This window comes from Streptomyces tropicalis (assembly GCF_029269835.1).
GTDB classification, from domain to species: Bacteria; Actinomycetota; Actinomycetes; order Streptomycetales; family Streptomycetaceae; genus Streptomyces; species Streptomyces tropicalis.
This window is the reverse complement of sequence record NZ_JARJBB010000009.1, coordinates 101,030-126,118: the sequence shown is the minus strand read 5'-3', so window position 1 is coordinate 126,118 and position 25,089 is coordinate 101,030. Positions and strand designations below refer to the sequence as shown.

The following is a 25,089-nucleotide window of genomic DNA, read 5'->3' as shown; positions in this document are numbered from 1 at the left end:
CCCGTACGGGGATCGGGTCCCCGCACACGCACCGAGCGGGTGCCGGCATTGTGCCGGCACCCGCTCGGTGCGTGAGGTGGCGCGTGTGGTGGCCGCGTTCGGCGTGCCGGGGCACGGCCCGGCGACGGGGCTCAGCCCTTGCGGCCGCCGAACCCGTTGCCGCGCGTCCCCGTCTGGCCCTGGAAGAAGCCGCCCGGGAGGGAGAAGCTCGGCTTCGGGAGCGGGCCGCCGTTGTCGCCTCCGGTCAGGCCGCCGACGAGGCCGCCGATGTCACCGGTGGTGCCGCTGTTTCCCCCGTTGCTTCCGCCCCCGGGGGTCTTGCCTTTTCCCTTGTCCTTGCCACCGCCGTCCGGGATGTCGACGAGGTGGAAGGAGGGGGCCGGCTTGCCGGTGAGGGCGCCGGTCATCGCGTCCCGCCAGATCGGGCCGGGCACCTGGCCGCCGTAGACCAGGGGGTTGAACACGCCGCCGATGTTGATGTCGATCATCTTGACCTGCTGGGTGGCGCTGCCGACCCAGACGGCGCCGGACAGGTTGGGCGTGTAGCCGACGAACCAGGCGTTCTTGCGCTCGTCCGTCGTACCGGTCTTGCCCGCGTCGTCGCGGTCGGACAGGCCGGCCTCCTGGCCCGTGCCGGAGTCGACCACGCCCTGGAGCAGGGTGTTCACGGTGTCAGCGGTCTTCTGGGACATGACCCGCGCGCAGGTCGACTTCGGGACGCCGAGCGTCTTCTCCCGGTTGCCGATCTTCTGCGTGATCGACTGGATGGCGACCGGCGTGCAGTAGGTGCCCCGGTCGGCGAAGGCGGCGTACGCGCTCGCCATGGTCAGCGGGGAGACGCCGATCGCGCCGAGCGCGATGGACGGCTTCTCGGGGAGCTTGTGCCCGTCGCCCTGCACCACGTGCAGCTTGTCGGTCATGCCGGCCACCGGGCACAGGCCGATGTCGGAGATCAGCTGGACGAAGTAGGTGTTGACGGACTTCGCCATCGCCTCCTTCATCCGGTACGGGCCGTGCTCCGCGGTGTTCTCGTTCTCGACCTGGGTGTTCTCGCGGTTGGTCCAGGGCGCGCCGCTGCAGGTCTGCACCGGGCTCGGGTACGGCATCTTGTACGGCGACGCGTACTCCTGCGTCGCCTGCTTGCCCTGCTCCAGCGCGGCCGCCGCCACGAACGGCTTGAAGGTCGAGCCGGTCGGGAAGCCGAAGTTCGAGCCGCCCATGTCGTTGCCGACCGAGTAGTTGATCTCGGTCTCGTTCTTGCCGTAGCCGTACGGCTTCGACTGGCCCATCGCGACGATCCTGCCGGTGCCGGGCTCGACCAGCACGGAGGCCGCGGCGACCGCGTCCGTCTGGTAGACGTGCTTCTTCAGCGACGCCTGCACGGCCTGCTGGGCCTGCGGGTCCAGGGTCGTGCGGACCGTCAGGCCGCCCTGGTTCCAGACCTTGGCCCGCTCCTCGCGGGTCGCGCCGAAGACCGGGTCGTTGAGGAAGACGTGCTCGACGTACTTGCAGAAGAAGCCCGCGCCGGTGGTGGCCGTGATGCAGCCGTTGCGCGGCTGGGTGGTCCGCAGGCCGAGCGGTGCCTGCTTCGCCCGGTCGGCCTCCGCCTGGGAGACGTCCCCGACCTCGGCCATGCGCTGCAGCACGACGTTGCGCCGCTTGGTGGCCTCGGCCTCGTCGTTGACCGGGTCGTACCGGCTCGGCGACTGGACGATGCCGGCGAGCAGCGCCGCCTCCTGCAGGTTCAGGTCCTTGGCGTGCTTGGAGAAGTAGCGCTGGGCGGCCGCCTCGACGCCGTAGGCCTGCTCACCGAAGAAGGTGATGTTCAGGTAGTTCTCGAGGATCTTCTTCTTGCCGAGGTCCTGCTCGACCTGGATCGCGTACTTCAGTTCCTTGACCTTGCGGCCGAGGGTCTGCTGGGTGGCCTGCGCGACCTTCGTCGGGTCGTCGCCGGCCTCCTCGACGAAGACGTTCTTCACGTACTGCTGGGTGAGCGTCGAGGCGCCCTGCGCGACGCCGCCGCTCTGCGCGTTCTTGTTGAGGGCGCGCAGGACGCCCTTCAGGTCGATCGCGCCGTGCTGGTAGAAGCGCGAGTCCTCGATCGCGACGATCGCCTTCTGCATGTACGGGGAGATGTCCTTGAGGTCCACCACCGTGCGGTCGCGGGAGTAGACCTGGGCGATCTGCCGGCCCTGGCTGTCCAGGATCGTGGTGCGCTGACTGAGCGGCGGGCGCTTGAGGTTGGCCGGGATGTCGTCGAACCCGGTCGCCGACCCCTTCGCCGCCAGGCCGAGCACGCCGGCTGCGGGCAGGGCGATTCCGGCCAGGACAGCTCCCGCGAGCACACTGACACCGAGGAACTTGGCGGCCTGCTGCGTTGGTGACATGCCACCGCCCGAGCGCTTGTTTGGCATGGAGGCAGCCTAATCCCCCGTCCTCGGCGTTCTGCAGGAGCACGGGGCCCACGCAGCTTTCACGTACCGGACCGTGACCTCCGGCGCAGGTGGAGCGCGGGAACGGGCCCACGGCGGTCCGCGGCCGGTGCCTGCCGGACGGCCGGTGGAGCCGGGCCGCGCCGCCGGCGCACGGCATCACGGGATGCCTACCTTCCCATTCGCCGGACACACGGGCAGGCGTTGGCCTAAGCTGCTCTCAACTGTCACAGCAGAGCGGCCACGTATCAATACGTCCGGCGACCCCGAAACGTTCCGGATCCTCGCGATTTTCTTCGGCGGTACGCGTCGACGGTGCCCGCAGGGCATCCGGCCGGCGGTGCGCGGGAGGCGGCGGGGCGGCCCGGCGGCGCGTGAAGGAGCGCGCCGAGGGCGTGTTGAGCACGTGCCCGAATTGGCCTTGTGTGCATCCTGGTGTCCGTTGTGACGCACCTGAACCGTCCCCATGTGCCGGGAATGCCGCGCATGTCGCCAGCTCACTCCCCCGGGTGATCTGCCGCTTACCCATAGTCCGTTCGGGCCATTCAAGATTGGGCCCGAAGGGGGTGTTGCGCTGTGCCCGCCTTCCGTAACGTCCTCAACTGGCGGCGGTGAATATGCCGCTGCCGCCGTGGGGGAGCCTCGATTCGGGAGAGGACGGCGCCGGTATGGGCTGGGTAACCGACTGGAGTGCGCAGGCGGCCTGCCGCACTACCGATCCGGATGAACTGTTCGTTCAGGGAGCAGCGCAGAACAGGGCCAAGGCGGTGTGCACCGGATGTCCGGTACGCACCGAATGCCTTGCCGACGCGCTCGACAACCGCGTCGAGTTCGGCGTGTGGGGAGGCATGACCGAACGGGAGCGCCGCGCACTGCTGCGCCGCAGGCCGACCGTCACCTCGTGGCGCCGGCTGCTGGAGACCGCTCGGCTGGAGTACGAGCGCGGGGCCGGTCTCGTGCCCCTCGACGACGACGCGGTCTACGAGAACTACGCGGCGGTGGGCTGAGGCCGTCACCGTCGGCCGCCTGAGGGCACCCCCTCGGGCAGTGCGCCGCATCACAGGGCGGTACGCGGGGTCCCGGGCGCCTGAGGGACCGGATGCCGCCGCGGGGATGCGGACCGCCGCAGCCGTACGACGTCGACGCCGGTCCGGGGGCAGGTGGAGTGGCCCCGGAAGCCGGGCGCGGTGACGTGGTGCCGCAGTGGTCCGCGGGACGTCGCACCGGAGGTCAGGCAGTGGCCTCCGGCAGTTCCCGCCGGTGGTCCGCGAGCCGGACTCCGATGTCCCGCAGGCCCGTGAGGTCGTGCACGTCGCCGGGCAGTGCGGCCACCTCGACCACCGCGACCTCGGGGTGCAGCGCGGTGAAACGGTCCCGTGTGTGCTGCTCGCGCGACAGGAGCTGCATGCGCTCCGCGTGCAGACGCAGCAGGCCCGCCGTGAGCTGCTCCACGGACCGCTCCTGGTCCGCGGAGTGCGCGCCCGCGTCCTTCGGGGACGATTCCTCCGGCCGGGAGCCCTCCGTGCCCGCGGGCTCCGCATCGGCGCGCTCCGTGTCGGCGGGGGAGCCTTCCACGGGGGAGTCCGTGCCGGGAGTGCCGGGGGCGTCGGAAGCGCCGGAACCGGGATCGTCTGAACTTCCGTGCAGATCGGGAGAGTTACGAAGTCCAGCTTTCCCGTCCCCCTGATCCACAATGCGGGGGTCCTCAAGATTTTCCGCGGCGGTGACCGCGCGCTCCGCCGACAGGTGCCCGGCGCCGCTGCCGTGCACCCGGTTGAGCACCAGGCCCGCCAGCGGCATCCTCTCGGCCGCCAGCCGCTCCACGAAGTACGCGGCCTCGCGCAGTGCGTCCCGCTCCGGGGCCGCCACCACCAGGAACGCCGTGCCGGGCGCCTGGAGCAGCTTGTACGTGGCGTCCGCGCGGGTCCGGAAACCGCCGAAGGTGGTGTCCATCGCGGCGACGAAGGTCTGCACGTCCTTCAGCAGCTGACCGCCCAGCAGCTTGCCGAGGGTGCCGGTCATCATCGACATCCCCACGTTGAGGAACTTCATCCCCGCGCGGCCGCCCAGCTTCGCGGGGGCCGTCAGCAACCGGATGAGCCGGCCGTCGAGGAACGAGCCGAGCCGCTTCGGCGCGTCCAGGAAGTCGAGCGCGGAGCGCGACGGCGGGGTGTCGACGACGATCAGGTCCCACTCGTCCCTGGCCCGCAACTGGCCGAGTTTCTCCATCGCCATGTACTCCTGCGTGCCCGCGAAGCCCGCAGAGAGCGACTGGTAGAAGGGGTTGGCCAGGATCGAGGCGGCCCGGTCCGAGTCCGCGTGCGCCTCCACGACCTCGTCGAAGGTGCGCTTCATGTCGAGCATCATGGCGTGCAGCTCGCCGTCGCCCTCCGTGCCCTTCACCCGGCGCGGGACGTTGTCCAGCGAGTCGATGCCCATGGACTGGGCGAGCCGGCGGGCGGGGTCGATGGTCAGGACCACCACCTTGCGCCCGCGCTCGGCGGCCCGCAGGCCGAGCGCCGCCGCGGTGGTCGTCTTGCCCACCCCGCCCGAGCCGCAGCAGACCACGATCCGGGTGGCGGGATCGTCGAGCAGCGGATCGACGTCGAGCAGCTTCGCCGGGGGCAGCCGGCGGGCCGCGTCGGGCGCGGGGCCGCCCGCGTGGGGCGGCTTCTGCGCGTGGGCCGGGTCCGGGCTCATGACATCCCCTGCTTCCACAGCTCGGTCGCCAGTTCGTACAGGCCTGCCAGGTCCATGCCCTCGGCGAGCAGGGGCAGTTCGTGCAGCGGCAGCCCGAGCTCGCCGAGGACGGACCGCTGCTCCTGCTCCAGCAGGTACCGCTCGGCGTACTCCTCGGCCTGCCCCAGCAGCGGGTCCACCAGGCGCTCGGCGTTTCCGCCGCGCCGGGCGCCGCCGAGGCCCGCCGCGGACAGCGACCGGGCCAGCTCGGTGCGCGGCACGGAGCGCACGAGGTCCAGGTCGGTGCCGTCCAGCAGTTGCGGGCGGACCATGTTCACGATGACGCGGCCCACAGGGAGCCGGGCGGCGTGCAGCTCGGAGATGCCGTCGACGGTCTCCTGCACCGGCATCTCCTCCAGCAGCGTCACCAGGTGCACCGCCGTCTCGGCGGACTTCAGCACCCGCATCACGGCCTGCGCCTGATTGTGTATCGGGCCGATCTTGGCGAGGCCGGCCACCTCGTCGTTGACGTTGAGGAAGCGGGTGATGCGGCCCGTGGGCGGGGCGTCCATGACGACGTAGTCGTAGGCGAAGCCCCCGCCGCGGTCCTTGCGCCGGACCGCCTCGCATGCCTTGCCGGTCAGCAGGACGTCCCGCAGGCCCGGCGCGATGGTGGTGGCGAAGTCGATCGCCCCGAGTTTCTTGAGGGCCCGGCCGGCACCACCCAGTTTGTAGAACATCTGGAGGTAGTCCAGCAGTGCCTGTTCGGGGTCTATGGCGAGTGCGTACACCTCGCCGCCCCCGGGAGCGACGGCGATCTTCCGCTCCTCGTAGGGCAGTGCCTCCGTCTCGAAAAGCTGTGCGATGCCCTGCCGGCCCTCCACCTCGACGAGAAGCGTCCGCTTCCCTTCGGTGGCGAGGGCCAGCGCGAGGGCGGCGGCGACCGTGGTCTTTCCGGTCCCGCCCTTGCCGCTGACGACCTGGAACCTGCTCACGTATTCGAGCCTAACCAGTCCGCGCCCGGGCTACGCGGGAGGCTGTGGACAACAGCGGATACAGTCGGCCACATGACCAAGTGGGAATACTCAACCGTGCCGCTGCTCGTCCATGCCACGAAGCAGATTCTGGACACCTGGGGCGAGGACGGCTGGGAGCTCGTCCAGGTCGTGCCCGGACCGAACCCGGAGCAGCTGGTGGCCTACCTGAAGCGGGAGAAGCAGGCATGAGCGCGGTCGAGGCGAAGCTGGCCGAGCTGGGCCTGACCCTGCCGGAGGTCGTGCCCCCGCTGGCCGCGTACCAGCCGGCCGTGCAGTCCGGCCCCTACGTCTACACCGCGGGCCAGCTGCCGATGGTGGAGGGCAAGCTGCCGGTCACCGGCAAGGTGGGCCTGGAGGTCACCGCGGAGGAGGCCAAGGAGCTGGCCCGCACCTGCGCGCTGAACGCGCTGGCGGCCGTCAAGTCCGTCGCCGGCGACCTGGACCGCATCGCACGCGTGGTGAAGGTCGTGGGCTTCGTCGCCTCGGCCGCCGACTTCACCGGGCAGCCCGGCGTCGTCAACGGCGCCAGCGAGCTGCTCGGCGAGGTGCTGGGCGAGAAGGGCGTGCACGCCCGCAGCGCCGTCGGCGTGGCGGTGCTGCCGCTGGACGCACCGGTCGAGGTCGAGATCCAGGTCGAGCTCGCGCCGTAGCGGTCCGCGGGGCGGGCCGCGGGCCGGCCCGCCCCACCGGCGCCGGTGCCATCGGCCCCGGCTGCTCTCGAACATTCGCCCACCACGGGATAGCCTCCGCCCATGGCGAATGGGCAGTGGTTTCCGCAGGAGTGGCCGGAACGCATCCGCGCGCTCACGGACGGCACCCTGACACCGGTCGCCCCGAAGCGCGCGGCCACGGTGATGCTCCTGAAGGACACCGACGGCGGGCCCGTCGTCCACATGCTGCGCCGCCGCGCCTCCATGGCCTTCGCCGGGGGCGCGTACGCCTATCCGGGCGGCGGTGTGGACCCCCGGGACGACGACCTCCAGGTCCGCTGGGCGGGCCCCACGCGCGCGTGGTGGGCGGACCGGCTCGGCGTGGACGACACCGCGGCCCAGGCGATCGTCTGCGCGGCCGTCCGGGAGACCTACGAGGAGGCGGGCGTCCTGCTCGCCGGACCGACCGCCGACTCCGTGGCCGGTGACACCACGGGCGCGGACTGGGAGGCCGACCGGGCCGCCCTCGTCGCCCGTGAGCTGTCCTTCGCCGAGTTCCTCGACCGCCGCGGCCTGGTCCTGCGCTCGGACCTGCTGGGCGCCTGGGCCCGCTGGATCACCCCCGAGTTCGAGTCCCGCCGCTACGACACCTGGTTCTTCGTGGCCGCCCTGCCCGCCGGGCAGCGCACCCGGAACGCCTCCACGGAGGCCGACCGCACGGTGTGGATCCGGCCCGGGGAGGCCGCGGCGTCGTACGACCGGGGTGAGCTGCTGATGATGCCGCCGACCATCGCCACCCTGCGCCGGCTCACCCCGTACCCCACCGCCTCCGAGGCGCTCGCGGCGGCGCCGTCCCGCGACCTGACCCCCGTCCTCGCCGAGGCCCGCCTCGTCGACGGGGAGATCGTCCTGTCCTGGCCGGGCCACGACGAGTTCACCAGGCACGTCCCCGCCGGCCCGGCCCCCGCGTGACCGGGACCGGCCCCCGCACCAGCGACGCCCACGCCCAGGAAGGTCCCCTCGCATGACGGACGCAGCCGCACTCCCCGGCCGGCCCCGGGGCGGCGTCCTCACCGGCCCCGCCACCGCGCGGGCGGTCAACGTCCTCGCGCCCAACGCGTCCGCCATGACCCTGGACGGCACCAACACCTGGATCGTCTCGGAACCGGGCTCCGACCTGGCCGTGGTCGTCGACCCGGGCCCGCAGGACGAGGGCCACCTGCGCGCGGTCGTCGACACCGCGGAGCGGGCCGGCAAGCGGATAGCCCTCACGCTGCTCACCCACGGGCACCCCGACCACGCGGACGGCGCGGCCCGCTTCAGCGCGCTGACCGGCGCCAAGGTGCGGTCCCTGGACCCGGCGCTGCGGCTGGGCGACGAGGGCCTGGGCGCCGGGGACGTGGTCCGGGTGGGCGGTCTGGAGATGGTGGTGGTGCCGACCCCCGGGCACACCGCGGACTCGCTCAGCTTCCACCTGCCGGCCGACCGGGCCGTGCTGACCGGGGACACCGTCCTCGGCCGCGGCACGACCGTCGTGGCGCACCCCGACGGCCGCCTGGGCGACTACCTGGACTCGCTGCGCCGCCTGCGGTCCCTCACGGTCGACGACGGCGTGCACACCGTCCTCCCCGGGCACGGGCCGGTCCTGGAGGACGCGCAGGGAGCGGTCGAGTTCTACCTCGCCCACCGCGCCCACCGGCTCGCCCAGATCGAGACGGCGGTCGAGGACGGCCACCGCTCCGCGGCCGACATCGTGGCCCACGTGTACGCCGACGTCGACCGCTCGCTCTGGCCGGCCGCGGAACTGTCGGTCCGGGCCCAGCTGGACTACCTGAACGAGCACGGACTCATCTGACGGGAACACGCGAGAGGGCCCCGCCTCCCGGGCGCGGCCCTCTCGTCGTGCGCGCTGTACCCGTCGTGCGTGCGGGACGCGCCGTCCTCGCGCGGCACGCGCCGGACCCACCCGCCGTGCGCGCGTGGGTGTCCGGTGCGTGCCCGGCGCGGGTGCGTGCCCGGCGCGCGGCCGGGGTCAGCGGGAGCGCTTGGCGAGCCGCTCGACGTCCAGCAGGATGACCGCGCGGGCCTCCAGCCGGAGCCAGCCGCGGCCGGCGAAGTCGGCCAGCGCCTTGTTCACGGTCTCGCGGGACGCGCCGACCAGCTGGGCCAGCTCCTCCTGCGTCAGGTCGTGGACGACGTGGATGCCCTCCTCGGACTGCACGCCGAAGCGGCGGGACAGGTCCAGCAGGGCGCGGGCGACACGGCCCGGCACGTCGGAGAAGACCAGGTCGGACATCTGGTCGTTGGTCTTGCGCAGGCGGCGGGCGACGGCGCGCAGCAGGGCGCCGGCGACCTCGGGGCGCACGTTCAGCCAGGGCTGGAGGTCGCCGTGGCCGAGGGCGAGCAGCTTGACCTCGGTCAGCGCGGTCGCCGTCGCGGTGCGCGGGCCCGGGTCGAACAGCGACAGCTCGCCGATCAGCTCGCCGGGGCCGACCACGGCCAGCATGTTCTCGCGTCCGTCGGGCGACGTGCGGTGCAGCTTGACCTTGCCTTCGGTGACCACGTAGAGCCGGTCGCCCGGGTCGCCCTCGTGGAACAGCGAGTCGCCGCGCGCGAGCGTCACCTCCGTCATGGAGGCGCGGAGCTCCGCGGCCTGCTCGTCGTCGAGCGCCGCGAAGAGCGGATTGCGCCGCAGAACGTCGTCCACGAGTTCTCTCCTTGTCGACCTGCTCAGGGGATCTTGCTCCCCGGTGTGCCAGGGGACCGTGTTCCCCATTTTGCCGGACGATCCAAACAGTGTGATCTGTCACAAGGATGCCGCACAGGTGTCCCGAGGTAAGCGGCAGGGGTCCAATCGGGGACCGATCCCAGGGGTCCGGGGCGGATGTCGGTGCCGGGCTTTAGGCTGGCCGGGTGTCCAAAATGCCGGTGAGAGCACAGGCCTAGGGGGCTGCGCGGGTGGTTGTACGTCAGAATTCCGCCGTGGGCGAACAAGCGCCCGACGATGGAACGAATGCGCTGAAAAAGGTTCACAAGGCGCCCGCCCGGAAGTCGGCCCCGGTGAAGAAGGCCGCCGCGGTGAAGAAGGCCGCGCCGGCGAAGAAGGCCAAGGCGCCGGAGTCGCGCACCGCCCTGGTCCGCCGCGCCCGCCGCATCAACCGCGAGCTCGCCGAGGTCTATCCGTACGCCCACCCCGAGCTGGACTTCGAGAACCCCTTCCAGCTACTCGTCGCCACGGTGCTCTCCGCTCAGACCACGGACCTGCGGGTGAACCAGACCACGCCCGCGCTGTTCGCCCGCTACCCGGCCCCCGAGGACCTCGCCGCCGCCGATCCGGAGGAGGTCGAGGAGATCCTCCGCCCCACCGGGTTCTTCCGGGCGAAGACCAAGTCGGTCATGGGCCTGTCCAAGGCCCTGGTGGAGGAGTTCGACGGGCAGGTCCCCGGGCGGCTCGAGGACCTCGTGAAGCTTCCCGGGGTCGGCCGCAAGACCGCATTCGTGGTCCTGGGCAACGCCTTCGGGCGGCCCGGCATCACCGCCGACACCCACTTCCAGCGGCTGGTGCGCCGCTGGCAGTGGACCGACGAGACCGACGCCGACAAGATCGAGGCCGCCGTCGGCGCACTCTTCCCGCGCAGCGAGTGGACGATGCTCTCGCATCACGTGATCTTCCACGGCCGCCGCATCTGCCACGCCCGCAAACCCGCCTGCGGCGCCTGCCCGATCGCCCCGCTCTGCCCGGCGTACGGCGAGGGCGAGACCGATCCGGAGAAGGCGAGGAAGCTGCTCAAGTACGAGAAGGGCGGCTTCCCGGGGCAGCGGCTGAAGCCTCCGCAGGCGTACCTGGACGCGGGCGGCCGGCCGGCCCCGCCGCTGGGGGCCGGATGAGGGCCCGCCCGGAACCCGCCCGGCGGGGGAACGAACCCGGGACGGAAGGGCGTTGGACGGGGCAGGACACAGGGAGGGCGATGACGCACGCGAGTGGGACGCAGGACGGTCCCGTGGCGCTCAGCAGGGAGGGGCTGCCGGGCTGGCTGCACCCGGTCGTGCGTGCCGTGGAGACGGTCCGGCCGGTGCAGCTGAGCCGCTTCCTGCCGCCCGAGGACGGCGCGGGGCGCCAGTCCGCGGTGCTGATCCTCTTCGGCGAGGGCGCGCGCGGGCCGGAACTGCTGCTGATGGAGCGCTCCGGCTCGCTGCGCTCCCACGCCGGCCAGCCGTCCTTCCCCGGCGGCGCCCTCGACCCGGTCGACGGCGACCCCGCGGCCGACGGGCCGCTGCGTGCCGCGCTGCGCGAGGCGCAGGAGGAGACCGGACTCGATCCGGCCGGGGTGCAGCTCTTCGGCGTGCTGCCCCGGCTGTACATCCCGGTGAGCGGCTTCGTCGTCACACCGGTGCTGGGCTGGTGGCGCGAGCCCAGCCCGGTCGGAGTCGTCGACCCGGGGGAGACCGCCCGGGTGTTCACGGTCCCCGTGGCGGATCTCACGAACCCGGAGAACCGCGCCACGGCCGTGCACCCCCGCGGCCACCGCGGCCCGGCATTCCTGGTCGAATCGGCCCTCGTGTGGGGGTTCACGGCCGGAATCATCGACCGTCTGCTGCACTTCGCGGGCTGGGAGGTGCCCTGGGACCGGGAGAAGCAGGTCCCGCTCGACTGGCGGTCGTGACAGGGTGGGCGCCGTGCTGTGTTCCCCCGCAGGACAGCGGGTCCGGTGGGGAGCGGCGCGGCGGACCGGCCACCCGGCCGGTCCGAGGTGACCGGAAGACGACGAGGCGAGGCTCGAAGCGGTGAACGTGCTGGACATCCTGCTGCTGGTGGCCGCCGTGTGGTTCGCCGTCGTCGGCTACCGCCAGGGTTTCGTCGTCGGCATCCTGTCGGTGATCGGCTTCCTGGGCGGCGGACTCGTCGCCGTGTACGTGCTCCCGGTCATCTGGGACGCCCTTACGGACGACTCGCCGGTGAGCACCACGGCCGCCGTCGTCGCGGTCGTCGTCGTCATCGTCTGCGCCTCCGTCGGCCAGGCCCTGACCACCCATCTGGGCAACAAGCTCCGGGTCCACATCACCTGGTCCCCTGCCCGCGCGCTGGACGCGACCGGCGGCGCCCTGGTCAACGTCGTCGCCATGCTGCTCGTGGCCTGGCTGATCGGCTCTGCCCTGGCCGGGACGACGCTGCCGACCCTCGGCAAGGAGGTGCGCAGCTCCAAGGTGCTGCTCGGGGTCTCCCGGGCGCTGCCCGCGCAGGCCGACACCTGGTTCGCCGACTTCTCCTCCGTCCTGGCGCAGAACGGCTTCCCGCAGGTCTTCAGCCCCTTCGCCAACGAGCCCATCAACGACGTCCGGCCCCCGGACCCGACTCTCGTGCACAGCAAGGTGGCCGCCCGCGCCCAGCGGTCCGTCGTCAAGGTCGTGGGCACCGCCCGCAGTTGCGGCAAGGTCCTGGAGGGCAGCGGCTTCGTCTTCGGCGACCGCCGCGTCGTGACCAACGCGCACGTCGTCGGCGGCGTCGACGAACCCACCGTCCAGATAGGCGGCGAGGGCCGCAGGTACGACGCCAAGGTCGTCCTCTACGACTGGCAGCGCGACATCGCCGTCCTCGACGTACCGGACCTGAAGGCGCCCGTGCTGCGGTTCGCCGGTGCCGACGCGCACGGCGGCGACAGCGCGATCGTGGCCGGCTTCCCGGAGAACGGGTCGTACGACGTCCGGGCCGCGCGTGTACGCGGCCGCATCACGGCCAACGGACCGGACATCTACCACCGCGGCACGGTCCGCCGCGACGTCTACTCGCTCTACGCGACCGTCCGCCAGGGCAACTCCGGCGGCCCGCTGCTCACCACCGACGGCAGGGTCTACGGCGTGGTGTTCGCCAAGTCCCTGGACGACGCCGACACCGGCTACGCGCTCACCGCGGACGAGATCCGACAGGACATCGCCCGGGGGCGGAGCGCGAACCAGCAGGTGGACAGCGACAGCTGCGCCCTCTGAAGGCCCTCCGAGCGCCCTCGGGGGTCCGGAACACCCGCGCGGGCCCCTGCCGGTCCGTGCGGACGGTGCCGAGGCGTGCCCGGCCGCCGGGGACGGCTCCGGCTGTGCGGGAGTGAATCCGGTGGCGTGTGCCCGAGCCGGCGTGGCGGGGACGGGCCGGCCCGCGCGAGGTGCGCGGGCACGGGCGCGGACGCCGCGGCGGCCCGTGGCTCAGTCGCGGGTGTGGCGCAGGCGCACCGAGACCCAGCGCGCCCGCCGGCGCAGGATGCGCGGAATGCCCACCCGGGGATCGGTGCCCGTCAGCGGCGGGGTCGTGCCCCGCTGGTGGGAAGTGAGCCCGCCGTTCGAACGGCGGCTGCGTGCGGCGTCACTGTAGTCGTGCGTCCAGCCCATACACCGACGTCTGCCCGGGCCCCAAGGTCGATAACCGTGCGCGGGCTCCCCAATTGGCCTATGCGCCAGGCAAGTGGCCGGTCGTCGGACAGATGTTCCCGAACGGACACGGGGCGCGCCGGAACGGTCACCGATCGGGTTCGGAATCCTTCAGCCAGCTGATCAGTTCGGTGGAGAAAGCGACCGGGTCCTCCTCGTGCGGGAAGTGCCCCAACCCGTCGAAGAGCCGCCAGCGGTACGGCGCCTCCACGTACTCCCCGGAGCCCGCCGCGCTCCGCGTGCGCTGCACCGGGTCGAGGGAACCGTGCAGATGCAGCGTCGGCACCCGCACCGGCCGCTTCATGCGGCGGTAGAACTGGATGCCGTCGGGGCGGGCCAGCGACCGCACCATCCAGCGGTAGGGCTCCACGGCGCAGTGTGCGGTGGACGGGATGCAGATCGCGCGACGGTACATCTCCACCGCCTCGTCGTCCGGCAGGCGGGGCCCCGACCAGTCCCGCACCAGACGGGCCACCAGGGCGCCGTCCTCCGCGGTCAGCTGCCGCTCGGGGATCCACGGCCGCTGGAAGCCCCAGATGTAGGAGCCGGCGGCGGTCTGCCGGACGTCGGTGAGCATCGACGAGCGCCAGCGCCGCGGGTGCGGCATCGAGGCGACGGCCAGGCGCCGCACCAGCTTCGGGCGCATCGCGGCCGCCGTCCACGCCAGATAGCCGCCCAGGTCGTGCCCGACGAGCGCGGCGTCCGGCTCGCCGAGCGAGCGGATGACCCCGGTGATGTCCAGGGCGAGGTTGGCGGGGTCGTAGCCGCGGGGTGTGCGGTCGCTGCCGCCCACCCCCCGCAGGTCCATCGCGACGGCCCGGAATCCGGCGTCGGCGAGCGCGGCCAACTGGTGCCGCCAGGTCCACCAGAACTGCGGGAAGCCGTGCAGCAGCAGCACCAGCGGTCCGTCGCCGAGCTCTGCGATGTGGAAGCGGGCGCCGTTGGCGGCGACGTCGCGGTGGGTGACCTTCCTCCCGCCGGGCAGGTCGAGCCGGACGACCGAGGCGGGCTGCGCCGGAGGGGTGGCGGGATCCGTCATGACGACGAGCGTGCCACAGCCTCGATGGCCTGGGGCGCCCGGTCCTCCAGGGCCGGGGTCTCCGAGCGCGGGTGCGGCTTGGCCTTCTGCAGCACGTTCGCCGTCTCCTTGACCGACGCCGCGACCTTCTGCGGCCCCTGGCTCTGCTTGGCCTTCTTGGCGAAGACCAGGCCGATCAGTGCGAGGACGGCGGCGACGAGCACGTTGGCCGCGAAGGACAGCAGGAAGCAGATCGCGAGATTCCAGCCGCTCCAGGTCCGAATGCCGTACGCGAGGGCGAAGTTGAGCATCGGAAGCGAGAACAGCAGCACCGCGGCGGCCACGGTGAAGGCACCCCCGCTGGTCGCGCCCCGCCTGACGTCCTGCTTCAGCTGCGCCTTGGCCAGCGCGATCTCGTCATGCACCAGCGACGACAATTCGGTCGTCGCCGAGGCGAACAGCTGGCCGATGCTGCGTTCGGCGCCGACCGGGCTGCCGTCGGGTGCGCTCATCGCGGTCTTCCTCTCCTGCCTGACATGGCTTCCCCGGCGTGGCCTCGGTCCGGCCGCGGTGGCCGGCCCGAGCCCGACGGGACACGGTCCCACACTTTTGTACCGTCCCGTCAGATCATGCCGGACTGTCGTTCCCCTCGCCTGCCCCGCCCTGCACTTCGGCAAGCCGCCGTGCCCGTTCGGCTGCCTTCTCGGCGGCGATCCGGCGGTGCTCGGCGGCCTTCCGGGCGTGGATGTCGGCCATGCGGAGGTGGTACGCAGGGTCGTCCTCCTCGTAGACGTCCGGGATGCCGTCGCGGTCGTCGTCCCGGTTCTCCGCCTCGTACAGGCTGCGGTACTTGGCGTTCCGCACCTTCAGCAGGACGGTCGCCAGCGTGGCCGCTATGAGGGATCCGCACAGCACGGCGGCCTTGACCTCGTCCGTCATGGCCGCGTCGCCGGCGAAGGCCAGCTCGCCGATGAGCAGCGAGACGGTGAAGCCGATCCCGGCGAGCGAGGCGACGGCGAACACGTCCGCCCAGGCCAGGTCCTCGCTGAGGGAGGCACGGGTGAAGCGGGCGGTCGCCCAGGTGCCGCCGAATATGCCGACCGTCTTGCCGACCACGAGACCGAGGACGACTCCGAGCGTCTCGGGCCGGGTGAACACGTCGGCGAGTGCTCCGCCGGTGACCGAGACCCCCGCGCTGAACAGAGCGAACAGCGGCACCGCCAGGCCCGCCGACAGGGGCCGCACCAGGTGCTCGATGTGCTCGCCGGGGGAGTGCTCCTCGCCCTCGCGGGTGGTGCAGCGCAGCATCAGGCCCATCGCGACGCCGGCGATGGTCGCGTGCACGCCGCTGTTGTACATCAGCGCCCACACGACCACGGCGAGCGGCACGTACACGTACCAGCCGCGCACCCCCCTGCGCAGCAGCAGCCAGAAGACCACGAGTCCGGCCGCCGCCCCGCCCAGCGCGGCGAAGTTCAGCCGGTCCGTGAAGAAGACGGCGATGATCAGGATGGCGAAGAGGTCGTCCACGACGGCCAGCGTCAGCAGGAAGGCGCGCAGGGCGCTCGGCAGCGAGGTGCCGATGACCGCGAGGACGGCGAGGGCGAAGGCGATGTCCGTCGCCGTCGGCACCGCCCAGCCGGCGAGCGAGCCGCCGCCCGCGGCGTTGGTGAGCGCGTAGACCACGGCCGGGACCGCCATCCCGCACAGCGCGGCGATCACCGGCAGGGCGGCGGCCTTCGGCTCCCGCAGGTCGCCCGCGACGAGTTCGCGCTTGAGCTCGATCCCGGCGACGAAGAAGAAGACCGCGAGCAGTCCGTCGGCGGCCCAGTGCTCCACGGAGAGGTCGAGCCCGAGGGCCGCGGGGCCGAAGCTGGCGTGCGCGACGGCCTCGTAGCTCGCGTGCAGCGCGGGGATGTTCGCCCAGGCCAGGGCCGCGACCGCGGCGAGGAGGAGCAGCACGCCGCCGACCGTCTCGGTGCGCAGCGCGTCCGCCACGAACGTCCGCTCCGGCAGCGACAGGCGGCCGAGGACCTTGCGGGCGGGGTTGCTGGTGCGGGGCGCGGCCACGAGGAGACCTCCGGTCGGTGGGCAGGACGGATCACATGCCGACCAGACTTCCCGGCGCCCCTGTGAAGGTGTGGTGCACACTGTTTTGCTTAGTTTACCTAAGATGCGGCGGGCGGGCCCGCCGGACGGGTGCACCGCGCTGCCGACCGCCCCGGGGCGCGCGGAGGGGCACCCGGCGCAGCCGCCGGGTGCCCCTGTCCGCCCCGATTCAGTCCTGACCCGGCGCTGCCGCGGTGCTGCGGCAGCGCCGGGCCGGACCGTCGACTCCGTACCGGGCCCGCCTCAGTCCTCGCTCGACGTGGTCGGGAGCTTGGCCTGGATGAAGTCCATCACCGTGGAGTCGGTGAGCGTCGTGACGTCTCCGAGCTGGCGGTTCTCCGCCACGTCGCGCAGCAGGCGCCGCATGATCTTTCCGGACCGCGTCTTGGGCAGCTCCGCCACCGGCAGGATCCGCTTCGGCTTGGCGATGGGGCCGAGCGCGGAGCCGACGTGGTTGCGCAGCTCCGCGACCAGGTCGTCGCTCTCCGCGGCCGCGCCGCGCAGGATCACGAAGGCCACGATCGCCTGCCCGGTCGTCTCGTCCGCGGCGCCGACCACGGCGGCCTCGGCGACCGACGGGTGCGACACCAGCGCCGACTCGACCTCGGTCGTGGAGATGTTGTGCCCCGACACCAGCATCACGTCGTCGACGCGGCCCAGCAGCCAGATGTCGCCGTCGTCGTCCTTCTTGGCGCCGTCGCCCGCGAAGTAGCGGCCCGCGAAGCGGGACCAGTAGGTGTCGACGAATCGCTGGTCGTCGCCCCAGATGGTGCGCAGCATCGACGGCCATGGCTCGGTCAGCACCAGGTAGCCACCGCCGCCGTTCGGCACCTCGTTGGCCTCGTCGTCCACGACCGTGGCCGAGATGCCGGGCAGCGGCCGCTGGGCCGAGCCGGGCTTGGCCTCGGTCACACCGGGCAGCGGGGAGATCATCATGGCGCCGGTCTCGGTCTGCCACCAGGTGTCGACGACGGGGGTGGCGTCCGCGCCGATGTTCTTGCGGTACCAGACCCAGGCCTCGGGGTTGATCGGCTCGCCGACCGAACCGAGCACCCGCAGCGAGGACAGGTCGAACTTCGCGGGGATGTCGTCGCCCCACTTCATGAACGTGCGGATGGCGGTCGGCGCCGTGTACAGGATCGTCACACCGTACTTCTGCACGATCTCCCAGAAGCGGCCCTGGTGCGGGGTGTCGGGGGTGCCCTCGTACATCACCTGTGTCGCGCCGTTGGCCAGCGGTCCGTACACGATGTACGAGTGGCCGGTGACCCAGCCGACGTCGGCGGTGCACCAGTAGACGTCGGTCTCCGGCTTGAGGTCGAAGACCGCCCAGTGCGTGTACGCCGTCTGGGTCAGGTAGCCGCCGGAGGTGTGCAGGATGCCCTTCGGCTTCCCCGTGGTGCCCGAGGTGTACAGGATGAACAGCGGGTGCTCGGCCTCGAACGCCTCCGGGGTGTGCTCGGCCGGCTGGCGGTCGACGATCTCGTGCCACCACACGTCCCGGCCCTCGGTCCAGGCGACGTCCTGGCCAGTGCGACGCACCACGAGCACGTGCGCGACGTTCTCCGAGCGCTCGACCGCCTCGTCGACGGCCGGCTTGAGCGCGGACGGCTTGCCGCGCCGGTAGCCGCCGTCGGACGTGATCACGACGCGGGCGTCGGCGTCCTGGATACGGGTCGCGAGCGCGTCCGCGGAGAAGCCGCCGAAGACGACGGAGTGGGCGGCGCCGATCCGGGCGCAGGCCAGCATGGCGACGGCCGTCTCGGCGATCATCGGCATGTAGATCGCGACCCGGTCGCCCTTGCGGACACCCAGTTCCAGCAGGGCGTTCGCGGCCCGGGAGACCTCGTCCTTCAGCTCGGCGTAGGTGATCGACCGGCTGTCGCCGGGCTCGCCCTCGAAGTGGATGGCGACGCGGTCGCCGTGCCCGGCCTCGACGTGCCGGTCGACGCAGTTGTACGCGACGTTGAGCGTGCCGTCCTTGAACCACTTCGCGAACGGCGGGTTCGACCAGTCGAGTGTCTCGGTCGGTTCCTGTGCCCAGGCCAGCCGCCGGGCCTGTTCGGCCCAGAAGCCGAGCCGGTCAGCCGTGGCCTGTTCGTACGCCTCCGCCGTGACGTTGGCGCCCGCGGCCAGGTCAGCGGGCGGCGCGAAGCGTCGCTCCTCCTTCAAGAGGTTGGCCAGGCTTTCGTTGCTCACGACATCTCCCTTTCCCAGGGTGTCCGTTGTGTCCCAGGCCACAGCTCATCAGACCGGAGGGCCCGCTGACAAGGGCCGACTCCATATTGGTGTAGACCTGTGAGCCGGGAGAGGCGCTGCTGCTCGCTCGGCGTGCGGGCGCGCATCGGCGGCGCACACGGCGCCCCGGACGGCCGGTCACCCACCCGTCTCCACGGACACCGGGCCGCGCGGGTTCGGCGTGCGCCGCGCCCGCAGCGGCGGGCCGGACGGCCTACGGGCGTGTCGCGGGACCCCCCGACGCCGCCGCCACTCCGGTGAACACCTCCTTCCCGGGGCCGCCCGTCAGCAGGTAGGCCTGGGCCTCGCCCACGTGGAAGTACATGCCGTGCAGGTCGAGCGTTCCCTGGCGCAGGGCTCGGTCGACCGCCCCGTGCGCCCGCAGGTGCTCCAACTGCTGGACGACGTTGGTCAGGCACAGGTGCTCGACCCGGTCGGCGGGCGGCCGCCCGGCCAGCCCCGGCCCGGCGCGGCCGTCCCCGGCCAGCCGTGCCAGGCTCGGTACCCCGTGCCGCAGCCACCGCTGCAGCGGCGTCCGGACCGCCGGCGTCCTGACCCCGGCGGTCCGGGCGCGGGCGGCGACGGCGTCCGTGCCGGCGTCGCCGCCGTCGGCGGCCGTGGGCCCGGCCGGTTCCCCGGCTGCGGCGGGCGCTTCGGCGCCGGAGTCGAGCAGCGCCTGCATCGCCCCGCAACCGGAGTGCCCGCACACCGTGATGGAGCGCACCCCGAGCACGTCCACCGCGTACTCGACGGCCGCGGCCACGGAGTCGTCGCCGCCCTCGGCACCGGGCGGCGGCACCAGGTTGCCCACGTTGCGCACGACGAACAGGTCGCCCGGGCCACTGGATGTGATCATGGAGGTCACCAGGCGCGAGTCGGCACAGGTGAGGAACAGCTGGGACGGCTGCTGCCCCTCCCGGGCCAGTCGGGCCAGTTCGCCGCGCACCAGGGGTGCCGTGTGGGCCTGGAACACGCTGATCCCGCGGGCGAGTTGCTGCCCGCTCGGCGCGGTCGCGGCGGACCTTGCCGGGGCCGCCCGGCCGGCGGACGCCGGTGGTCCGTGCGGCACCCCGCACTGGTGGTTGCGCCAGGGTGTCCAGGGCCGGCAGCGGCAGCCGCCGGTCCCGGCGGGCTCGGCGAGGGCGACGCCCGACCGGCGCCCGGTCAGCTCGACGGACCCTCCCCGCGCGGTGTGCGTCCGCTGCCAGTCCTGCAGTGCCTCGTAGGCCGCGTGGTCCATGAAGGAGCCGTCCAGCGTGACGACCGCATCGGTGCCCTGGGGCACGAGGTGCAGCGCACGGCTGAGGCGCGGCACGGCCAGGAACGTCAACTGCCCCCTGACGTGGACGTGATGGACTCCTTCCTGCTCGTCGTGGGTGATGCGGGTATGGGCGAGGCGGTTGAGGGCGACGCCGACGGCGACGGCGACACCGAGCGCGACGCCCTCCAGCACTCCGAGGGCCACCACTCCGAGGGTGGTGACGGCGTACACCAGGACCTCTCGGTGGCGGGTCACCGTGCGGATGTGGTGCAGGGACACCATCTGGATGCCGACGGCCATCACCAGGGCGGCGAGCGAGGCGAGCGGAATGAGCTCCAGGATCGGGACCATCAGCAGCGCGGCGATCACTACGAGAACGCCGTGCAGCATCGTGGAGTTCCGGCTGACGGCACCTGCGCGCACATTCGCCGAACTCCGCACGGCGACCCCGGCGACCGGCAGCCCGCCGAGCGCTCCGGAGACCACGTTGGCGGCGCCCTGCCCCAGCAGCTCGCGGTCCAGGTCGGAGCGGGGGACCCCGGGGCCGGACGCGGGACGGCCCGCGACCAGCTTGTCCACGGCGACGGCTCCGAGGAGCGACTGCACACTGCACACGAGCGTGGTGGTGACCACGGCGGCGGCGAGACCGAGCACCGGCTCCTCGGGCAGACCGGCCAGGGCGTGGCTGCTCCAGGACGGCAGGTCGACCCGGGCCAGGTGCAGCCCGGTCGCGGAGGCTGCCGCGGTGGCCCCGGCGACGGCGACGAGCGCGGCCGGGACCCTGCGCAGGAGGCCGCCGGCACGTCCGGGCAGGCGCGGCCACAGCAGGAGCAGGGCCAGCGTCAGAACGCTGACGGAGACGGCGGCGGGCTTCATCCCCGCCAACTGGGCGGGCAGGGCCAGGAGATTTTCGACGACCGAGCTCTGCGGGCTGCCGCCGAGCACGATGTGCAGCTGGGCGACGGCGATGGTGACACCGATTCCGGCGAGCATCCCGTGTACGACGGCGGGACTGACGGCGAGCGCGCCGCGCGCCACGCGCAGGCACCCCAGCCCGAGTTGGGCGAGTCCGGCGAGCACGGTGATGCCGCAGGTGGCCTTCCACCCGTAGCGGTGGATCAGGTCGGCGGTGACGACGGTGAGTCCGGCGGCCGGGCCGCTGACCTGGAGCGGCGACCCGCCGAGCCGGCCGGCCACGAGCCCGCCCACCGCCGCGGCGACCAGGCCCGCCTGGAGCGGGGCGCCGGTGGCCAGGGCGATGCCGAGGGACAGCGGGAGCGCGATCAGGAAGACGGCGACGGAGGCCGACAGATCGGCGCCCGCGAGGGGGAAGCGGCGCGGACGACGTGGGGGGCTGTGGGGCTCCCGGGAGTGCTGGGGCCGAGCAGGGTCGGCGGCGTGGGTGGGGGTGCAGGTCGACATGTTTCCCGTCTCCTCCGGGCGGCGCGGTCGCGGAACTGGGGTTCCCGCCCAGGGGCGGGGTCGGGTCGCGGCCGTGGGTCACGGCGTGCAGCGGCGGGATGGATCAACTGGAACAACTGAATCAAAGCTTGGCAAAGCAACTGTAATTCAACGTAAAGCACTTCTCTGAATGTTCGACGCAAATGGGGCATTAAGTCACTCCGTTGAGTGAAGTGAGCTTTCTATCGGCTTGTCGTACTAATTCCTTCCTGACCTCGTGCGACCTTGACGGCGCTGCTTCCGGCGGCACGTCCGGTGCAGCACCAGCACACGCCGTCTCGGCGTTGGACGAGAGAAGGAAGAAGGTGGGCGGAACATGGCCGTCACCCAGAGGATCGCCGTGGGCGTCGCCGCCGCCGCGGCCTGTGCCTCGTCGCTCGCCGGTTGCACGGGCGGCGACGGCGTCAAACAGGGGGCGCACGGCCCCCAGAAGGGATTCCAGGCACCGGGGAGCGTCGTCCGGCTCATCGGCGACGGCTCCACCGCCTACACCGGGGCCCAGCCGCACCTGCCCAGGCCGGAGCGGCTGCGCCCGGGCCAGAAGCCGCCGCAGTTCGTGGTCTTCTCGTGGGACGGCGCGGGCGAGGACAGCCAGAAGCTCTTCTCGCACTTCCGCAAGGTGGCCAAGGCCAACAACGCGACGATGACCTACTTCCTCAGCGGCGTGTACATGCTGCCGAAGGAGAAGCGGGACCTGTACCACCCGCCGCAGCACGACGTCGGCAGCTCCGAGATCGGCTTCAACGACGAGCAGGGCATCACCGACACCGCCAGGCAGGTGCGCCTGGCGTGGCTCGAGGGCAACGAGATCGGCACCCACTTCAACGGCCACTTCTGCGGCGAGAACGGCGGCGTCGGCAAGTGGTCGGTGGACGAGTGGAAGAGCGAGATCGACCAGGCCAAGACCTTCGTCAAGACCTGGAAGACGAACACCGGGCTGAGGAACGCCGCCCCGCTGCCGTTCGACTACGACAAGGAGCTCATCGGCGCCCGCACGCCCTGCCTCGAGGGTCAGACGAACTTCATGAAGGCGGCCCGCGACCTGGGCTTCCGCTACGACACCAGCGGCGTGAACAACCAGGTGTGGCCGAAGAAGAAGTACGGCCTGTGGGACCTGTCGATGCAGCTCGTCCCCTTCCCCGGCCACACCTACGAGCAGCTCACCATGGACTACAACTTCATGGTCAACCAGTCCGGCACCCTCACCCAGGGCGACCCCGACAAGTTCGGCTACTGGGGCGACCAGATGCGCGACGGCCTTCTGCAGGGCTTCTACCGCGCCTATGACGGCAACCGCGCGCCGCTCGTCCTCGGCAACCACTTCGAGTCCTGGAACGGCGGCACCTACATGCGTGCCGTCGAGGACGTCGTGAAGGAGGTGTGCAACAAGCCCGACGTGCGCTGCGTCTCCTTCCATCAGCTGGCCGACTGGCTGGACGCCCAGGACCCGCAGATCCTCGCGCGGCTGCGCGGCCTGGAGGTGGGCGAGTCCCCCAAGGAGGGCTGGGCGTCCTACCTGTCGGCGCGTCCGGCTCCGGCCCCGAAGGGCGTCCCGGGAGCGCCCAGGCCGTGACGCACGCCGTCACACCCCGGCGGTGACGCCTTCCGTGAGGACGAAGCCGGGGTCGACCTGCGCGGCCAGGTCGGCCCCGGTGCGTTCGTTGCCCCAGGAGGCGGCGTTCTTCAGGTGGAAGTGCACCATCTGGCGCGTGTAGTGCTCCCAGTCGCGTGCCGGGTAGGTGGCGTCGGCGGCGGCCTGGAGGGTGCGCAGGGCCGCCCGGTCGGTGACGTCCAGGGTGTCGAACCGCGGCGGCCGGCCCTTCTCCATGGCGCGCACCCAGTCCGAGTGCCCGACCGCCACGAGCAGGTCCTCGCCGACCTCGGAGCGGAGGAAGTCGAGATCGTCCGGGCCCTGGACCTTGTTGCCGACGACGCGGAGGGTGACGCCGAAGTCGCGGGCGTACTCCTTGTACTGGCGGTAGACGGAGACTCCCTTCCGGGTCGGCTCGGCGACGAGGAACGTGATGTCGAAGCGGGTGAACATGCCCGATGCGAAGGAGTCCGAGCCCGCGGTCATGTCGACCACGACGTACTCGTCGCGGCCGTCCACCAGGTGGTTCAGGAACAGCTCCACCGCTCCGGTCTTGGAGTGGTAGCAGGAGACCCCGAGGTCGGCGTCCGTGAAGGGGCCCGTGACCATCAGACGGACGGCACCGCCGTCGAGTTCCACCGGCCGTGCGCACGCGTCGTACACCGGGTTGTCCCCATGGGCGCGCAGCAGGCGCGACCCCTCGCCGGGCGGGGTGGTCTTGATCATGGTCTCGGTGGAGGAGATGCGCGGGTTGGTGCCCCGCAGGTGGTCCTTGATCAGGGCCAGGTGGTCGCCCATCGCCGGCAGCGCGGCGGCCTCGGCCTCCTCCAGGCCAAGTGCCGTCCCGAGGTGCTGGTTGATGTCGGCGTCGACGGCGACGACCGGCGCGCCGGCCGTCGCCAGGTGGCGGATGAACAGGGAGGACAACGTGGTCTTGCCGCTGCCGCCCTTCCCGACGAAGGCAATTTTCATGCTCACGAAGGGTAGTCTTGTAGTTGCCATGTGTAACGGGAATGCGTGAAGAAGACCACTCCTTCGTGGGGCGGGGCGCCGGGGTGCGTACTGTCGTACTCATGAGTTCGACAGGCGCGACCGCAGATCCTCCCCCAAGCTCTCGAACGGACTCGGGCAGGGGGGACCCCCTTGCGGCCCTGGGCTCGCTGCCCGGCGTGGCCGACTCCGTGGAGTCCGTGCGCAAGGCCGTGGACCGGGTCTACGGACACCGGATCATGCGGCGCCGGAGCAATGCGATCACCGCCGAGGCGGCGCTGCGCGGCGCACGCGGCTCCGCGGCGCTGTCCGGCGCGGACTGGGCGCTGGAGGAGGTCCGCCGGCGCACCGACTTCAGTGGCGACGACGAGGCCCGCGTGGTGGGTGCCGCCCTGCGGCTGACCGCGGAGGCGGGACAACTGCTCTCCGTCTGGCGGCAGTCGCCGCTCCGGGTGCTGGCCCGGCTGCATCTGGTGGCCGCCGCCCGTCAGGACGACGCGGTCGGCCGGCCGCGCCAGGAGGGCGAGGGCGTCGACGAGCCGCTGATCGAGCTGCCGTTGCCGGGCGCCGCCGAGGTCTCCGGGCGCCTGGAGGGGCTCGCCGAGCTGATCATCGCCGGCAGTTCCGCACCCGCACTGGTCACGGCGGCCGTCGTGCACGGCGAACTGCTCGCGCTGCGGCCGTTCACCTCGCACAACGGGCTGGTGGCGCGGGCGGCCGAGCGCATCGTCCTGATCGGCAGCGGCCTGGACCCCAAGTCGGTCTGCCCGCCCGAGGTGGGGCACGCCGAACAGGGCCGGGCGGGCTACCTGGCAGCCCTGGAGGGCTATGTCTCCGGCACCCCCGAGGGCATGGCCGCCTGGATCGCCCACTGCGGCAGGGCGGTCGAGCTGGGGGCGCGGGAGTCGACGGCCGTGTGCGAGGCCCTGCAGCGCGGGGCCGCGTAGCGCGGGAGGGAAAGGGCCCCGTCAGGGGTCCGCACAAGGTTGCGGCGGTACGAGATCTCGTACCGCCGCTGGCATGTTCACCGGGTTACCAAGCGTCCTCGATATGTGCCCATCAGGCCGGGAACTTTGCCCGTGACCTGGTGCGGCTGGCCCGTAATCGACGGGTCGACGTCGCGTGGGTGCCCGGTGTTCATGCTCGGTCCGTGGGCCAAATGCGTTGGAAAGGGGATCCTCTCGGATGTCCTTCGGTCTCGCGGGC

At 72.1% G+C, this 25,089-nt stretch carries 21 protein-coding genes; 10 read left to right on the top strand and 11 right to left on the bottom strand.

Annotated features, from left to right (window positions below):
- Nucleotides 1-131: 131 nt before the first annotated feature.
- The gene (locus tag P3H78_RS19130) at nucleotides 132-2,414 is read right to left on the bottom strand and encodes a transglycosylase domain-containing protein (RefSeq protein ID WP_276110253.1); all 2,283 of its coding nucleotides are present in this window, start codon (nucleotides 2,412-2,414) and stop codon (nucleotides 132-134) included.
- Between the two features lie 686 nt (nucleotides 2,415-3,100).
- Here P3H78_RS19130 and wblA point away from each other — a divergent pair.
- Entirely contained in the window at nucleotides 3,101-3,439 is a 339-nt protein-coding gene (gene wblA / locus P3H78_RS19125; protein WP_276110403.1) for a transcriptional regulator WblA, read from the top strand.
- A gap of 223 nt (nucleotides 3,440-3,662) precedes the next feature.
- Here wblA and bagB read toward each other — a convergent pair whose 3' ends face one another.
- Entirely contained in the window at nucleotides 3,663-5,132 is a 1,470-nt protein-coding gene (gene bagB, locus P3H78_RS19120; protein ID WP_276110252.1) for an ATPase BagB, read from the bottom strand.
- The gene (bagA, locus tag P3H78_RS19115; protein ID WP_276110251.1) at nucleotides 5,129-6,106 is read right to left on the bottom strand and encodes an ATPase BagA; all 978 of its coding nucleotides are present in this window, start codon (nucleotides 6,104-6,106) and stop codon (nucleotides 5,129-5,131) included. Before bagA ends, bagB begins: the two co-directional genes overlap by 4 nt.
- A 72-nt stretch (nucleotides 6,107-6,178) precedes the next feature.
- On the opposite strand from bagA, the gene sp36 reads away from it, so the two are divergent.
- The 4 genes from sp36 to P3H78_RS19095 all read left to right on the top strand — a co-directional run bounded on the left by sp36 (nucleotide 6,179) and on the right by P3H78_RS19095 (nucleotide 8,653).
- Nucleotides 6,179-6,337, top strand: coding sequence for a Sp36 family protein (gene sp36 / locus P3H78_RS19110; RefSeq protein WP_210871712.1), 159 nt, complete (start codon nucleotides 6,179-6,181; stop codon nucleotides 6,335-6,337).
- On the top strand, nucleotides 6,334-6,798 hold the full coding sequence (locus P3H78_RS19105) for a RidA family protein (RefSeq protein WP_276110250.1): 465 nt from the start codon (nucleotides 6,334-6,336) through the stop codon (nucleotides 6,796-6,798). The genes sp36 and P3H78_RS19105 overlap by 4 nt, the downstream gene beginning before the upstream one ends.
- A gap of 102 nt (nucleotides 6,799-6,900) precedes the next feature.
- Complete coding sequence (locus P3H78_RS19100) at nucleotides 6,901-7,770, top strand: NUDIX hydrolase (protein WP_276110249.1); 870 nt, start codon at nucleotides 6,901-6,903, stop codon at nucleotides 7,768-7,770.
- 52 nt (nucleotides 7,771-7,822) lie between these two features.
- On the top strand, nucleotides 7,823-8,653 hold the full coding sequence (locus P3H78_RS19095; RefSeq protein WP_276110248.1) for an MBL fold metallo-hydrolase: 831 nt from the start codon (nucleotides 7,823-7,825) through the stop codon (nucleotides 8,651-8,653).
- Between the two features lie 177 nt (nucleotides 8,654-8,830).
- On the opposite strand, the gene P3H78_RS19090 is transcribed toward P3H78_RS19095, so the two are convergent.
- Nucleotides 8,831-9,505, bottom strand: a complete 675-nt coding sequence (locus P3H78_RS19090; protein WP_276110247.1) for a Crp/Fnr family transcriptional regulator — start codon at nucleotides 9,503-9,505, stop codon at nucleotides 8,831-8,833.
- A gap of 311 nt (nucleotides 9,506-9,816) precedes the next feature.
- Between P3H78_RS19090 and nth the strand changes: the two genes are divergently transcribed.
- From nth to P3H78_RS19075, 3 genes are all read left to right on the top strand, one after another.
- On the top strand, nucleotides 9,817-10,686 hold the full coding sequence (gene nth, locus P3H78_RS19085; protein WP_438827998.1) for an endonuclease III: 870 nt from the start codon (nucleotides 9,817-9,819) through the stop codon (nucleotides 10,684-10,686).
- Between the two features lie 80 nt (nucleotides 10,687-10,766).
- A complete protein-coding gene (locus P3H78_RS19080; protein WP_276110245.1) occupies nucleotides 10,767-11,462 on the top strand; it encodes an NUDIX hydrolase in 696 nt (231 codons plus the stop codon).
- A 121-nt stretch (nucleotides 11,463-11,583) separates the two neighbouring features.
- Nucleotides 11,584-12,783, top strand: a complete 1,200-nt coding sequence (locus P3H78_RS19075; RefSeq protein ID WP_276110244.1) for a MarP family serine protease — start codon at nucleotides 11,584-11,586, stop codon at nucleotides 12,781-12,783.
- Nucleotides 12,784-12,993: 210 nt separating this feature from the next.
- On the opposite strand, the gene P3H78_RS19070 is transcribed toward P3H78_RS19075, so the two are convergent.
- The 6 genes from P3H78_RS19070 to P3H78_RS19045 form a co-directional block, all read right to left on the bottom strand.
- Nucleotides 12,994-13,176, bottom strand: coding sequence for a hypothetical protein (locus tag P3H78_RS19070; RefSeq protein WP_276110243.1), 183 nt, complete (start codon nucleotides 13,174-13,176; stop codon nucleotides 12,994-12,996).
- Nucleotides 13,177-13,303: 127 nt separating this feature from the next.
- Nucleotides 13,304-14,254 carry an alpha/beta fold hydrolase gene (locus tag P3H78_RS19065; protein ID WP_276110242.1) on the bottom strand — a complete coding sequence of 317 codons (951 nt, stop codon included), beginning with the start codon at nucleotides 14,252-14,254 and terminating at the stop codon, nucleotides 13,304-13,306.
- Nucleotides 14,251-14,745 carry a phage holin family protein gene (locus P3H78_RS19060; protein ID WP_276110241.1) on the bottom strand — a complete coding sequence of 165 codons (495 nt, stop codon included), beginning with the start codon at nucleotides 14,743-14,745 and terminating at the stop codon, nucleotides 14,251-14,253. Before P3H78_RS19060 ends, P3H78_RS19065 begins: the two co-directional genes overlap by 4 nt.
- A gap of 115 nt (nucleotides 14,746-14,860) precedes the next feature.
- Complete coding sequence (gene nhaA / locus P3H78_RS19055) at nucleotides 14,861-16,303, bottom strand: Na+/H+ antiporter NhaA (RefSeq protein ID WP_276110240.1); 1,443 nt, start codon at nucleotides 16,301-16,303, stop codon at nucleotides 14,861-14,863.
- A gap of 282 nt (nucleotides 16,304-16,585) precedes the next feature.
- A complete protein-coding gene (acs, locus tag P3H78_RS19050) occupies nucleotides 16,586-18,541 on the bottom strand; it encodes an acetate--CoA ligase (RefSeq protein WP_276110239.1) in 1,956 nt (651 codons plus the stop codon).
- A 253-nt stretch (nucleotides 18,542-18,794) separates the two neighbouring features.
- Nucleotides 18,795-21,263, bottom strand: a complete 2,469-nt coding sequence (locus P3H78_RS19045) for a bifunctional SulP family inorganic anion transporter/carbonic anhydrase (protein WP_276110238.1) — start codon at nucleotides 21,261-21,263, stop codon at nucleotides 18,795-18,797.
- A gap of 355 nt (nucleotides 21,264-21,618) precedes the next feature.
- Here P3H78_RS19045 and P3H78_RS19040 point away from each other — a divergent pair, with 355 nt between their 5' ends.
- A complete protein-coding gene (locus tag P3H78_RS19040; RefSeq protein WP_276110237.1) occupies nucleotides 21,619-22,875 on the top strand; it encodes a polysaccharide deacetylase family protein in 1,257 nt (418 codons plus the stop codon).
- Nucleotides 22,876-22,884: 9 nt separating this feature from the next.
- Here P3H78_RS19040 and P3H78_RS19035 read toward each other — a convergent pair whose 3' ends face one another.
- Nucleotides 22,885-23,865, bottom strand: a complete 981-nt coding sequence (locus tag P3H78_RS19035; RefSeq protein WP_276110402.1) for an ATP-binding protein — start codon at nucleotides 23,863-23,865, stop codon at nucleotides 22,885-22,887.
- A gap of 101 nt (nucleotides 23,866-23,966) precedes the next feature.
- On the opposite strand from P3H78_RS19035, the gene P3H78_RS19030 reads away from it, so the two are divergent.
- Entirely contained in the window at nucleotides 23,967-24,830 is an 864-nt protein-coding gene (locus P3H78_RS19030) for a Fic family protein (protein ID WP_438827993.1), read from the top strand.
- The last annotated feature ends 259 nt before the right edge of the window (nucleotides 24,831-25,089 follow it).